Source organism: Methylobacterium sp. D54C (assembly GCF_053345595.1).
Map to the genome: position 1 here is coordinate 1 of NZ_JBKFAK010000019.1, position 12,105 is coordinate 12,105.

Here is a 12,105-nt window from a genome sequence, read left to right on the forward strand (position 1 = left end):
CGCCGCCCGCACCGAAGGGCAAGCGGGCGACACGATCCGCCCGAGGGGGAGGGCCGAGCCCCGCTAACGTCTTGAGAAGATTGGCGCACCCGACACGATTCGAACGTGTGACCTTTGCCTTCGGAGGGCAACGCTCTATCCAGCTGAGCTACGGGTGCTGGCCGTGGCCATTCCCTAGCCCAACCGCGCCGGGAGCGCAACGGCGCCCGCACCGTCGCGTGCGGACGCGGGCGACGCGGCCAAATCTCCGGCGCGTGTTGCCCCAGCGTCCTTGCCTTCGCGCGCCGTTTCCCGGCCCCTGGGCGGCGGGCAGAGGCGTCGCGGAGCGGGCAGGGGTGGCGGAGACGACGGGCGGCCGGGATCCGCGGGCGAACAATTTCGGGTCCCTGCGCCTCCTGTTCGCGGGCCTCGTGATCCTCGCGCACGCCCCCGAACTCGTGGACGGGAACCGGTCTCGGGAGTTGCTGACGCAGGTCTTCGGAACCCTGTCCCTGGGGGAGATAGCCGTCGACGGCTTCTTCCTCGTGAGCGGCTACCTGATCACCGCGAGCTACCGCGCCAAGCGCTCCTTCGGCGACTATCTCGCGCGGCGGGCGCTGCGGATCTACCCGGCCTTCGTGGTCGCGTCCCTGCTCTGCATCGCCGTCGTCGCGCCCCTCGGCGGCGGCAACCTCGCGGCCGCCTCGCCGCTCGAGACGCTGCTGAGACTGTCGCTGCTGCTGATGCCGGTGGTCCCGGGCGCCTTCGCCGAGCTGCCCTACCCGCTGCTCAACGGCTCGATGTGGACCATTCCGTGCGAGTTCGGCTGCTACCTGCTGCTCGGCCTCGTCGGCACCGCCCGCGCCTTGCGCCGCCGCGGGCGCTATCTCGGCCTGCTCGGGGGGCTCGGCAGCCTCCTCGCCCTGCGCTGGCTCTTCCTGCCCGTCGGGCATCCGGGCGACACCCTCGGATCCCTGTCGGAGATGATCCGCCTCACCTTCGTGTTCTGCTGCGGCGGCGCCTTCCGGCTGTTCGCCGACCGGATCGCCTACACGCGGCGCGGCGCGACCCGCGCCGCCCTGCTGCTCCTGCCGCTGATGTTCAGCCGACCGCTGGCCGAGCCTGCCTTCGCGATCCTCGGCGGCTACCTGATCTTCTGGTTCGCCTTCGCGGTGCGCCCCACCGCCCTCAGCCGCGCCACCGCCCAGGTCGACCCGTCCTACGGGCTCTACCTCTACGCGTGGCCGGTGCAGAACCTGCTGGTCGCGCGGATCCCCGGCATCTCGCCCTGGACGGTCGCCGCCCTCGCCCTCGCGGCCGCTATCCCGCTCGGCCTTCTGAGCTGGTACCTCATCGAGCGGCCGATGCTCCGGTTCCGGCCGGGACCGGGCGGCGCGCGGCCGGAGCCCGGCGCGATCCCGGCGGCCGCGCCCGCCCTCGGGGCCTAGCGCCGGAACACCCGCGGCCGCCGGTAACCGGCGCCACCCCGGCGCGTTCTCGATGGACCATCGGGACGCGGCCGCGGAGGCGGGACATGACGCAGGCTCTGGATCGCGCGACGCTCGACCGGCTGGTCGCCCTCGGCCGCGACCGGGGCCTCCTCACCGCCGACGATCTGCGCGCCGCGCTGCCCGTCGAGCGGATGGACGTCGACGCCCTGGTCCTCGTGATGCTGGAGCTGGAGGCGGCGGGCGTGAGCGTCGAGCCGGAGGCCTTCGGCCCCCCGACGGACCGGGCGATCCCGGTCTCGGTCGCCCTCCCGGCGCCGCAGCTCGGCACGCCGCCGGTCCGGGCCGCGGAGGCGGGGCAGGGCGCGGCCTTCGCGGCGCCCGCATCCGCCGCGCCGGCCGCCCCGGAGCCGGTCCCGGACGACGGCGCCGATGCCGGCCGGGCCGTCCTCCTGGCAGGCTTGGCGACCGTGCTGATCCTCGGCGCCGTGCTCCTGATGCTGTGAGCCACCGGCGCGGAACGCATCGGGCCGCGGCTCCGTTGGCGAGAGCCGGCCGGTGACGGCCCCGAGGATTCTCGTATCCATGCGTCAGACCCCGGACGGAACCCTCGCCCTGCTGATCGCGGCCCTGCGCGAGGGCACGGCGCATGTCGAGGCGCTGCTCACGCTGGCGCGGACGGAGGTCGACGGCAATTTCCGGGCGATCGTGTCGCTGATCGCCATCGTCGGCACGATCCCGGTGCTGCTGATCGTCACCTTCTTCCTCGGCCTCGACGCCGTGGTGAAGCTGCTGGCCGTGCCGTTCGGTGCCGAGGCGCCGGCCGCACTGATCGTCGCCGCGCCGTTCCTCGTCATCGCGCTCGGCCTCGGCTGGATGGGGGCCCGCCGGATGGCGCTCTCGAACCTCGAGCCCTGGCGGACGTGGCGGCAGGTGAAGCGCGATGTCCGGGAGGTGACGCGCGCCGGCGCGTGATCCCGGGACCGGAAAACCCAAAGGTATCAACGCGTTTCAGAGGAATGCTCGCGCGCACTCTGAGCGCGGATCGACCGCGCGCCACGCGCGGCGTGCGGAGGGGCGCGTTCAACCGATCTGCCAGGATCCGTGCTCAAAGCTCTGCTACGACGACTGAATCCGCCCGAGCCGGGCCGCACCTAGCCCGTCGGCGCCAGCATGGTGCCGAGACCCGGATCGAGCGGGACGTCGAGGCGGCAGCGCAGGCCCTCGGCCTCGAAGGCGAGGTCGACGGTGCCGGCGAGTTCGCGCCGCACGCCGCCGGCGATCAGCCGCGTCCCGAAGCCCACCCGGGTCGGCGCCCGCACCGGCGGACCGCCGCGCTCCTCCCAGCTGAGCCGCAGGCGCCGCTCCCCGGCCGCGCCGGCGGCGAGCGACCACGCCACCCGGACGCGGCCCTCGCGGACCGAGAGGGCGCCGTACTTGGCCGCGTTGGTGGTCAGCTCGTGGACCGTCATGCCGAGGGCCAGCACCTCGCGGGGGCTCAGCGACACGTCCGGCCCGTCCAGGCGGATCTGGTCGTCGCCGGTCCGGTAGGGGCCGAGCTCGCTCTCCAGCACCTCGCGCAGGGGGGCCCCGCTCCAGTCCTCGCGGGTCAGGAGGTCGTGGGTCTTCGACAGGGCCAGGATCCGCGCCTCCAGGACCTCCGCGGAGCCGCGGGACTGGCGGGCGAGGGCCTGGACGGTGGCCAGGGTATTCTTCACCCGGTGGTTCAGCTCGTGCAGCATCGTGCCCTGCTGCGCCTGCAGGGCGCGCCCGCGCTGGATCTCCGCGCGCAGCTCGGCGGTGCTGCGCTGGAGGGTGCCGGCCATGGCGTCGAGCTTGCTGCCGAGCCTGTCGAACTCCGCGGCCCCGCGCAGGCCGGTGCGGGCGGCGAGGTCGCCGGCCTGCCACGCCGCCGCGGTGCGCAGGAGCCGGTCGACCGGGCGGCGGATGAACACCCGCCCGGCCACGAGGGCGGCGGCGAGCGCCAGGGCCGCCCCCAGGGCGATCAGAACCAGCCCGCGGCGGGTGGCGGCGTCGATATCCGCGAAGGCGGTGGCGTAGTCGCGCCCGACGACGACGCGCACCCCGGCCAGCGGGCCGTCCGGCATCGCGGTGGCGATGATCCGCTTCCGGCCGTCGAGGCCGGCGGCGACGCGGACGTCGCTGCCCTGGGCCTCCAGCATGGCGGCCCGGTCGGGCGGGATCGGCCTGCCGATCCAGGCCGCCTCGTCCGGGCGGCGGGCGATGATCAGGCCGTCCCGGTCCGTCACGGTGATCGCCGTCTCCGGCTGATGGAGCGCCTGCTCCAGGTGATCGGAGAGCCAGTCGAGGTCGACGGCGGCGAGCAGGACGCCCGCCGGGGCCCCCGCCGACTCGCCGACATGGACGGCCCGGGCGAAGTGGATCGACGGCCGCTTCGTCTGGAAGCCGACCGCGTAGCCGCCCATCGCGTAGCCGCCCCGCTCCAGGGCGCGGCGGTGATAGGCCCGGCCGCGGCTCGAGTAGGAGCCCGCGGGCGCGCCGGCGCTGTCGCAGATCACGGCCCCGTCGGGGTCGGTGAGGGCGATCAGCAGCACGTGCGGCAGCCGCGCGGCAGCCCGCCGCAGGTAGGCGGTGCAGGCCGCCGGCTCCCGCACCTGCACGGTGGCATCCTCGGAGATCAGGTCGAGGGCCTGCTGCATCCGCTCGGAGATCTGGGCGAAATCCTCCGCGACGTCCCGCGCGGTGGCGCGGGCGTCGGCCCGCACGGCCGCGTCGCGGCTCGCCCGCAGGGCGACCTCGTTGTAGCCCTGGATCGCCAGCGCCGGGGCGAGGGCGAGCAGGACGAGCAGCAGGATGCGGGTCGTCAGCGACAGTGGCAGAGCGCGCGGGAGCGGGACGGGGAAACGGGAGCGCGGTGGCATCGGCGGTCAGTCGCGACCGGCGATCGGCGCGGGCGCCCGCGCGGCCAGGGTCTCCACGGAGCACGGCTCGGTGATCATCCGCATCCCCGATTCGAGTCCGCAGGTGGCGAAGGTCGCGTTCTCGGCGGAGCCGGTGATGACCTGGACCCTCGGATCCGGCGATCGCGGCCACCGGGCAGGCCGCCATGGCCGACCAGCCGCCCGGCCGCCGCGTCCGCGCCCATGGGGCGGCGCCGGATCGGGCGGATGCGATCGGCGCGCGCGTTGGCGGATTCGAGGGCCGGACGCCGTCTCATGTCGGCGTTGTTGCAGAACCGGTCGGCCCTTGCCAGTGCGCCGCGCGGTCGGGGCGGCGGGAGCGTGGGCCGGCTCGCCTCAGCGCCCGCGGGGCCGGCCGGCCTCCGGACGCAGGTGCAGGAAGCTGCGCTCGCCGGTCGCGGCCTCGGCCACGTGCTGGATCGTGTCGAGCAGATCGGACACGGCCCGCGGCCCGGCCGGCCGGAAGCCCGCCCTCGGCTCGACCCAGCGTCCCTGCGTGCGGTCCGCGGCGATCTGCGCCTCGCTCAGCGCGTCGAAATCCCGGCGTCGGGTCATGGCTCAGCCCTCCGCCGGGGACTCTGTCGGGGGCATGGTTGACGAAAGGTTAACGCCGGATCCGGCGGGGCGGCGCGCCGCGAATACCCGCCGGCTTGATCCCCGGCACAGGCCTCTCTAAACAGCGAAAACCGAGGTAAATCAATAGATTAGTGTGATTATAAACTGCGGTCTCCGGACCGGCCCGGATCGCGGCACCGGTCGAGGTACGGCGTGCGGGGGGCGATGACCGGTTCCGCCGGACCCGCCATCGGCACCCGGGTCGTCGACACCTTGGCGGCCCTGCGGCCGCTGGCGCCGTTCTTCTGCCTGTACGTGACCTTCGGGGCGACGCTCGGCTTCCTGTCCGGCGGGGCGCCGCTGATCCTGCGGGCGCGGGGCGTGGAGCTGGCCGAGGTCGGGCTGCTGCAGCTCATCAACCTGCCGGTCGGGCTCACCTTCCTGTGGGCGCCCCTACTCGACCGGCTCCGCCTGCCGATCCTCGGCCACCGGATCGGCTGGATCGCGGCCGCGCAGGCCGCCTCGGTGCTCCTGCTGGTCGTCCTGAGCCTCGGCGAGGCTTGGCCGCTCCCGGCGCTGCTCGCCCTGGCGATCGCCGCCTGCGCCTGCGTGGCGACCATGGACATCGCCCTCGAGGCCCTGGTGGTCGAGACCGTGCCGGCGGAGCGGCGCGCCTTCGTGGCCTCGGCCAAGCTGTGCGGCGCCTCCCTCGGCGGGATCCTGGGGGTCGGCGTGCTGGTCGGCTCCTACGACAGCCTGGGCTGGCGCGGGGCGGTCCTGGCCTGCGCGGCCCTCGACGCCCTCTGCCTGCTGCCGATCCTGGGCTACCGGGAGTCGCGCCTGCGCGAGACCCGGAGCGCCGGTGCCGGCACCGCGGCCGGTGCGGGCCCGGAACGCTGGTCGGGCTCCCTGGCGCGGCTGCGCCGCCTGGGCGGTCGCGTGCTGGTGCTCGGCGCCTACTTCGCCGCCTCCTACCTCGTGGGCGGGCCCAACACCCTGGCGCTCCTCGATCTCGGCGTCCCGCTCGGGCAGGTCGGCACGCTCACCGGCACCGTGCTCCCGGCCGTGAACCTCGTCATGGCGCTGGCGGCCGGATGGCTGGCCGCGCGGTTCGGCACGGTCCGGCTGATCGCCGTGGGGGCCCTCGGCGTCCTGGCCTCCGGGGGCCTGATGGTCGTCGCCTGCGCGGGCCGGGTGCCGGATCTCGGCATCACCGCCGCCGTGCTGGGCTTCGTCGCGGGCGGGTTCCTGGGCGTGCCGGTCTTCAACATGATCTACCGCTGGGCCCAGGGGCCGAAGCCCGCCACCGACTACGCGCTCCTGTTCGGCGCCGCCTTCTTCGCCGCGATGCCGCTGCGGGTGGCGGCCCCGGCGCTCGCCGGCTGGATCGGCTGGCCGGGCTACTTCGCCACCACCCTGCCGCTCTACGCCGCCGCGGTGGCGTGGCTCGCCGTCGCCGTGGACCGGACCCTGCGCGACGACGGGGCGACGCGATGATCGCCGAGGTCGCCGCCCAGGTTCCCGACACGCTCGCGGCCTACCGGGACGGGGTCGCCGAGGGCCCAGGCGGCCCGGACGCGCTGCCCCTCGGCGCCCTGCGGGACGAGGCCGTGTTCGACGCGACGCTGGCCGCCTTCGGGGCCGGGTTCGGCGCGGCGTTCCGGACCGCGGACCCGCGAGTCCGGGTCTCCTACTGGAGCCAGTTCTACCTCGCGGCCCTGGCGACGCCGGCGCTGACCGCCCTGGTGCGCCTCGGCCGGCCGCTGCCGCTCGCCTTCGACGCGGTCAGCCTCGAGCTCGACGCGGCCGGCCGGCCACGCCGCTTCCGCCTGCCCGCGGACGGGTCGGCCTGCGCGGCCTGCCCGGCGCCCGGCCTGACCGGGCTGGTGGAGGCGCATCTGCGCCCGTTCGTCGAGCTCTGCCACGCCCGGTGCGGGATCGCCCCCAGGGTCCTCTGGGGCAACGCCGCGGTGATCCTCGACTACGTCGCCCGGGAACTCGGGGACCCGCTCGCCGGGCTGGCTGGGGACGGGGAGGGGGCCGGCACCACCTGCGCGAGCGCCTGTTCCACCACCTGCCCTACCGCCCGCGCCGCCGCCTGTGACGACGTCGCGGCCTGCCTCGGATGGCGCGCCGGCCCCGGCTGCGCTAGGAGCCCGCTCGAGAGTCCTCTTGCGCAGGCGCTCTGCCCGGGACCTTCGGGCTGCCGGCGGCGGCGCGTCTGCTGCCTGCGCCACCGCCTGCCGGGGGTGCCGTCCTGCGGCGCGCTCTGCCCCGTCGAGTGCGCAGCCCAACGTTGATCCGAGCCGCGCGATGCTGAAGGCCTTCCTCGCCTATTACCGGCCGTACCGGACGCTGTTCCTGGTCGATTTCGGCTGCGCGGTGCTGTCGGGCCTGCTGGAGCTCGGCTTCCCCATCGCCGTGAAGGGCTTCATCGACAGCCTGCTGCCTCGGCAGGACTGGGGCCTGATCCTGCTCGCAGCGGCCGCGCTGGCGCTGGTCTACGTCGCCAATGCCGGCCTGATGGTGGTGGTCACCTACTGGGGCCACGTGCTCGGCATCAACATCGAGACCACGATGCGGGCGCGGGCCTTCGACCACCTGCAGAAGCTCTCCTTCCGCTTCTACGACGGCCAGAAGACCGGCCACCTCGTGGCCCGGGTGACCAAGGACCTGGAGGAGATAGGCGAGGTCGCCCATCACGGGCCCGAGGACCTGTTCATCGCTGTGATGACGCTGTTCGGCGCCTTCGCGCTGATGCTCTACGTCCACGCGCCGCTGGCGCTGATCACCGCGGCGATCCTGCCGCTGATCGCCTTCGTGTCGATCCGCTACGGCGGCCGCATGACCCGCAACTGGCAGGCCCAGTACGGCCGGGTCGGCGCCTTCAACGCGCGGATCGAGGAGAATGTCGGCGGGATGCGGGTGGTGCAGGCCTTCGCCAACGAGCCCCACGAGCGCGCCCTCTTCGCGCTCGACAACGCCCGCTACCGGGACACCAAGCTCGAGGCCTACCGGCTGATGGCGGCCGGCCTGTCGATCAACTACCTGGGCCTGCGCCTCGTCCAGATCGCGGTGCTGCTCGGCGGCGCCGCCTTCGTGGTCCGGGGCGACCTGACGCCCGGGGGCTTCGTGGGCTTCCTGCTGCTGGTGGGCGTGTTCTACCGGCCGCTGGAGAAGATCGGCGCCGTGGTCGAGACGTACCCGAAGGGGGTCGCGGGCTTCCGCCGCTACCAGGAACTGCTGGCCACCGAGCCCGACATCACCGACCGGCCCGGCGCCCGCGCGGTCGGCGCCCTGCGCGGCGACATCCGTTTCGAGGGGGTGGGCTTCGGCTACGGGCCCGCCCGCCCGGTCTTCGCCGGCCTCGACCTCGCGGTGGCGGCCGGCGAGACGGTGGCGTTCGTGGGTCCCTCGGGGGTCGGCAAGACCACCCTCTGCGCCCTGCTGCCGCGCTTCTACGAGGTCGAGGCGGGCCGCATAACCGTCGACGGGATCGACATCCGCGACATCACCCTGGCGAGCCTGCGCCGCCAGATCGGCATCGTCCAGCAGGACGTGTTCCTGTTCGCCGGCACGATCCGGGAGAACATCGCCTACGGCCGCCTCGACGCCGCCGAGGCCGAGATCGACGCCGCCGCGCGGCGCGCCCGTCTCGGCGGGCTGATCGACAGCCTGCCGGAGGGCCTCGACACCGTGGTGGGCGAGCGCGGCGTGCGCCTGTCGGGCGGCCAGAAGCAGCGCATCGCCATCGCGCGGGTCTTCCTCAAGAACCCGCCGATCCTGATCCTCGACGAGGCGACCTCGGCGCTCGACACCGAGACCGAGCGGGAGATCCAGCGGGCGCTCGCCGAGCTCGCCCGCGGGCGCACGACCCTGGTGATCGCCCACCGCCTCGCCACCATCCGGGACGCCGACCGCATCGTGGTCCTGGGGGAGGGCGGGGTCGTCGAGGAGGGCCGGCACGCGGCTCTGCTCGCCGCCGGCGGCCCCTACAGCCGCCTGCACGCGGCGCAGTTCGGGCGCGGCGAAGCCGGCGCGGGCGTCCTCGCGGCGGAGTGAGAGCCGGCCTCGCTAGGGTGCCGCCGGCGCGCTCGACTCGCGCACGACGAGGCGCGCGGGGAACAGCGTCTGGGCGAGGTCGTCCGGCGCCCGTGTCCCCTCGATCAGTTCGACCAGCGTCGCGAAGGCGGACCGGACCATGTCGAGCACCGGGACATCGACCGAGGTCAGGCTCGGGACCGCGTAGGCCCCCTGGCTGAGGTTGTCGAAGCCGACGACGCGGATCTCCGCGGGGACCCGCACGCCGCCCTCGTGCAGCGCCCGCAGCACGCCGAACGCCACCCGGTCGCTGGCGGCCACGACGGCGTCCGGCCGGGCGCCGGGTCCGGCCTCCAGGAGAGCCCGCGCGGCCCGGTAGCCGCCCGCGGCGGTCCCGTCGCAGGAGACCACGAGGGCGTCGCGCAGGGGCAGCCCCGCCTCCGCGAGGGCATCCCGGTAGCCGCGGAACCGCTCGGTGGCGGCGGCGGGCCGGCGCGCGTCGCTCGCGAGCAGGCAGATCGACCGGCTCCCCGCCGCGATCAGGTGGCGGACGGCCCCGTGGACCGCGTCGCGCTCCGCCAGCGCGACGTAGTGCGTGCCGGGCACCTCCAGGCCGAACACCACGAACGGGCATCGCTTGGCCTGGAGCAGGCCGATCAGCGGGTCGTCCCGATCCTCGGCGAAGACCACGAGGCCGTCGACCCGGGCCTCGCTGACGAGGCCGGCGATCCGGCCCGGGCCGTCCGGGTCGTCGGCGCGGCGGCAGCGGTGGACCAGGGTGTAGCCCTGCCGATCGGTGACGGTGCCGAAGGTCCGGAGGACGTGGCCGTGATCGGCCGTCTCCCCCGGGCGGCCCCCGTCGGCGGCGGGCTCCGGCGCCGGAGCGAACACGCAGGCGATGCTGCGACTGGGCTTCTTGCGCAGGGACCGGGCGGCGAGGCTGGGCACGAAGTCCAGGTCGCGCATGGCCGTCTCGATGGTCTCGCGCGTGGTCCGGGCGACCTTCTGCGGGTGGTTCAGGACCAGCGAGACCGTCTGGAAGCTCACGCCGGCCCGTCGGGCGACGTCCTTGATCGTCGTCTGGCCCATCGTCACCTCGAGAGCCGGTCCGGATGGCCGCGCCCCCCGCGCGGCGCTGCCTCGTTCGGTGCGCCAATCTAGATCTGTATCGATCGGAGATAAAGCCGCGGGCCGGGCGGCGAAGACGGCGTATTCCCGCGCAAAGGCTGCGCAGGACCGGTCATTCGCGCGCGAAATCCGATCCATCCTGCGGTTTCTCGGTGCCCCGATCCCGCCGTTCGGACGGCCCGCCGGGCAGGAACCTTGTCCCCCCTGTGCGGTTCGCCGGGCAGCACCTCAAGCGATGATCGGGGCGTCGGGTGCCTCACCCAATCCGGATGCCACTCCCATGATGCACCGTCGCATGCACAGACGCGCTCTCCTCACCACGATGCTGGGCGCCACCGCGGCCCTGGCGGTCACCCGCACAGCCCTCGCGCAGGTCACGCCGGCCGGCGCGATTCCGACCGGCGCCTATCTCCAGATGGCCACCGGCGGCGGCCTGTTCCTGGAGAACACGGCCCGCGACGCCCACGCGAAGACCACCAATCCCGCCGTCAAGAAGTTCGCCCGCGCGGAGGTGGTCGAACAGGTGAACCTCGCCCGCAAGATCAGCGCCTACACGGGCGGCGCCCCGATCCCGGGCCCGGCCGCGGCGGGCCCGGGTGGCCTGATCGGCGGCCTCGTCGCGGCGCCGGTGGCGGTGGCCGGCACGGCCGTGAATGCGGCGGGCAGCGTCGCCGGCGGTGTCGTCGGCGGCGTGCTCGGCGGACCGGCTCCGGCCCAGGGCATGACCACCGACGCGCAGAAGGCGCAGATCCTGGCGCAGCTCAGCGCCATGCCGCCGGGGCCGCAATACGACGCCACCTTCGTGAACGCCTCGCTCCAGGGCCATCAGGAGGCGCTGGGCATCCACGGCGCCTACGCCCGGTCGGGCGAGGATCCCGGCCTGCGCGCGATCGCCCGCGGCGCCCTGCCGCTGATCAACCTGCACATCGCCCGGCTCGATCGGATGCAGGCGATGATGGGCGCTCAGCCGGGGTGAGCGGCCGGACGACGGGGTCGGTGCGCCGCGCGGCGCACCGGCCTCCTCGCGGTTGTCTCGTAGTTGTCTCGCAATTGTCCCACCGGCCTCGAACAGGACCCCGTCAGCCGGCCCGATCGCGCAGGCGCCGCACCAATCTGAGCAGCACGCCGCGGATATGGGATCGAAGCTGGGTGTTCTCTGCCATGGGACGCCGTTCGAAGCGCCGGATCGCGGCGCCTCGAGAAACACATCCCTTGGACGGACCGTTGCTACGTAAAAAGCGGGATCGTTGCCGCGGCCGAGCCGCAGAACCACCCTCCAAGGACGTAGCCCGTGGCCCGGATCGACGGCGCCCCGCGGCCCGTATGATGGGACCGGATCGTCGACAACACGCTCCTGATGTGCGCGCGCAGCTTGTCCTTGCGGAGCGCGGCCGTCTCGGCGCACGGGTCGGGCGGGTTGGCGGAGGTCGACATGTCACGGGCCCCGGCTCAGGCGCGCCACCGCTCCGGGCCGTCGGACGACGGCGGGGGGACGCTGGGGATTCTTGTACTTGATAACGTGAGCGGAATCTCGGGCGGACGGCGCAGATCCGAGCAAACTCCATGTTTTAGATGCATTAAGGTTTATCCGACCGAAGACCTTTCCCAGTCGTGTATCGCACTACGTAGAGATATCCGGACGATCGCCGCGGGGCTGCAGCAGGGGGGAGGTCGGTGTCCGAGCGCTTCTACTTCGACCTCGAGAGCGGCGAGGAGACGATCCGGGACGACGACGGCGTGGAGGTCGGCAGCCTGGCCGAGGCCATGGCCGAGGCGCGCAGCGTGATCGCCGAGATGGCCGACGAGGTCTGCGCGGCCGATCCCGACCGGTCCTGGAGCTTGGTCGTGCGCGACGCCGCCGGGTACGCCCGCCACCGGCTGCCGATCCGGCGGTAGCGCCCGACAAGAAGCCCGCCGCGGCCTGGCCGGGCGGGCTTGAAGGTGATCTCGTCTCGGAGAAGGCCCGACCGTAGACCCGCCACAGGGCGGCCGCATCCCCCATCCGGAGGACG

Annotated in this window: 11 protein-coding genes and 1 tRNA gene; 8 read left to right on the plus strand and 4 right to left on the minus strand. The window is 74.0% G+C overall.

Features of this window, described 5'->3' with window-relative positions:
* Positions 1–81 precede the first annotated feature (81 nt).
* Positions 82–158, minus strand: a tRNA-Arg gene (locus tag ACLBYB_RS25120).
* Between the two features lie 177 nt (positions 159–335).
* On the opposite strand from ACLBYB_RS25120, the gene ACLBYB_RS25125 reads away from it, so the two are divergent.
* The 3 genes from ACLBYB_RS25125 to ACLBYB_RS25135 all read left to right on the plus strand — a co-directional run bounded on the left by ACLBYB_RS25125 (position 336) and on the right by ACLBYB_RS25135 (position 2,402).
* Positions 336–1,427 carry an acyltransferase family protein gene (locus tag ACLBYB_RS25125; RefSeq protein WP_234080860.1) on the plus strand — a complete coding sequence of 364 codons (1,092 nt, stop codon included), beginning with the start codon at positions 336–338 and terminating at the stop codon, positions 1,425–1,427.
* A gap of 86 nt (positions 1,428–1,513) precedes the next feature.
* Complete coding sequence (locus tag ACLBYB_RS25130; protein ID WP_447700408.1) at positions 1,514–1,933, plus strand: RNA polymerase sigma factor region1.1 domain-containing protein; 420 nt, start codon at positions 1,514–1,516, stop codon at positions 1,931–1,933.
* A gap of 79 nt (positions 1,934–2,012) precedes the next feature.
* On the plus strand, positions 2,013–2,402 hold the full coding sequence (locus tag ACLBYB_RS25135; RefSeq protein WP_012318288.1) for a phage holin family protein: 390 nt from the start codon (positions 2,013–2,015) through the stop codon (positions 2,400–2,402).
* A 179-nt stretch (positions 2,403–2,581) separates the two neighbouring features.
* Here ACLBYB_RS25135 and ACLBYB_RS25140 read toward each other — a convergent pair whose 3' ends face one another.
* Positions 2,582–4,330: an HWE histidine kinase domain-containing protein gene (locus tag ACLBYB_RS25140; protein ID WP_447700409.1), complete on the minus strand. Its 1,749-nt coding sequence runs from the start codon at positions 4,328–4,330 to the stop codon at positions 2,582–2,584.
* A gap of 375 nt (positions 4,331–4,705) precedes the next feature.
* Positions 4,706–4,924, minus strand: a complete 219-nt coding sequence (locus ACLBYB_RS25145; RefSeq protein ID WP_020094759.1) for a hypothetical protein — start codon at positions 4,922–4,924, stop codon at positions 4,706–4,708.
* 225 nt (positions 4,925–5,149) lie between these two features.
* Between ACLBYB_RS25145 and ACLBYB_RS25150 the strand changes: the two genes are divergently transcribed.
* The 3 genes from ACLBYB_RS25150 to ACLBYB_RS25160 are packed head-to-tail and all read left to right on the plus strand — an operon-like array spanning position 5,150 to position 8,986.
* Positions 5,150–6,421 carry an MFS transporter gene (locus ACLBYB_RS25150; RefSeq protein ID WP_447700410.1) on the plus strand — a complete coding sequence of 424 codons (1,272 nt, stop codon included), beginning with the start codon at positions 5,150–5,152 and terminating at the stop codon, positions 6,419–6,421.
* A complete protein-coding gene (fhuF, locus tag ACLBYB_RS25155; RefSeq protein WP_447700411.1) occupies positions 6,418–7,224 on the plus strand; it encodes a siderophore-iron reductase FhuF in 807 nt (268 codons plus the stop codon). Before ACLBYB_RS25150 ends, fhuF begins: the two co-directional genes overlap by 4 nt.
* Before the next feature lie 13 nt (positions 7,225–7,237).
* A complete protein-coding gene (locus ACLBYB_RS25160) occupies positions 7,238–8,986 on the plus strand; it encodes an ABC transporter ATP-binding protein (protein WP_447700412.1) in 1,749 nt (582 codons plus the stop codon).
* Between the two features lie 12 nt (positions 8,987–8,998).
* Here ACLBYB_RS25160 and ACLBYB_RS25165 read toward each other — a convergent pair whose 3' ends face one another.
* Positions 8,999–10,054, minus strand: coding sequence for a LacI family DNA-binding transcriptional regulator (locus ACLBYB_RS25165; RefSeq protein ID WP_447700413.1), 1,056 nt, complete (start codon positions 10,052–10,054; stop codon positions 8,999–9,001).
* 334 nt (positions 10,055–10,388) lie between these two features.
* Here ACLBYB_RS25165 and ACLBYB_RS25170 point away from each other — a divergent pair, with 334 nt between their 5' ends.
* Together ACLBYB_RS25170 and ACLBYB_RS25175 are read left to right on the plus strand one after the other, a co-directional pair.
* A complete protein-coding gene (locus tag ACLBYB_RS25170; protein ID WP_091682655.1) occupies positions 10,389–11,069 on the plus strand; it encodes a DUF4142 domain-containing protein in 681 nt (226 codons plus the stop codon).
* 698 nt (positions 11,070–11,767) lie between these two features.
* On the plus strand, positions 11,768–11,989 hold the full coding sequence (locus ACLBYB_RS25175) for a DUF6894 family protein (RefSeq protein WP_056527261.1): 222 nt from the start codon (positions 11,768–11,770) through the stop codon (positions 11,987–11,989).
* Positions 11,990–12,105: the final 116 nt, after the last annotated feature.

Bases quoted from the DNA above. Each gene is read 5' to 3' on its own strand.
- ACLBYB_RS25140 (WP_447700409.1), bottom strand. From the start codon at position 4,330: ATGCCACCGCGCTCCCGTTTCCCCGTCCCGCTCCCGCGCGCTCTGCCA.
- ACLBYB_RS25160 (WP_447700412.1), top strand. From the start codon at position 7,238: ATGCTGAAGGCCTTCCTCGCCTATTACCGGCCGTACCGGACGCTGTTC.
- fhuF (WP_447700411.1), top strand. From the start codon at position 6,418: ATGATCGCCGAGGTCGCCGCCCAGGTTCCCGACACGCTCGCGGCCTAC.
- ACLBYB_RS25135 (WP_012318288.1), top strand. From the start codon at position 2,013: ATGCGTCAGACCCCGGACGGAACCCTCGCCCTGCTGATCGCGGCCCTG.
- ACLBYB_RS25145 (WP_020094759.1), bottom strand. From the start codon at position 4,924: ATGACCCGACGCCGGGATTTCGACGCGCTGAGCGAGGCGCAGATCGCC.
- ACLBYB_RS25165 (WP_447700413.1), bottom strand. From the start codon at position 10,054: ATGGGCCAGACGACGATCAAGGACGTCGCCCGACGGGCCGGCGTGAGC.
- ACLBYB_RS25170 (WP_091682655.1), top strand. From the start codon at position 10,389: ATGCACAGACGCGCTCTCCTCACCACGATGCTGGGCGCCACCGCGGCC.
- ACLBYB_RS25130 (WP_447700408.1), top strand. From the start codon at position 1,514: ATGACGCAGGCTCTGGATCGCGCGACGCTCGACCGGCTGGTCGCCCTC.
- ACLBYB_RS25150 (WP_447700410.1), top strand. From the start codon at position 5,150: ATGACCGGTTCCGCCGGACCCGCCATCGGCACCCGGGTCGTCGACACC.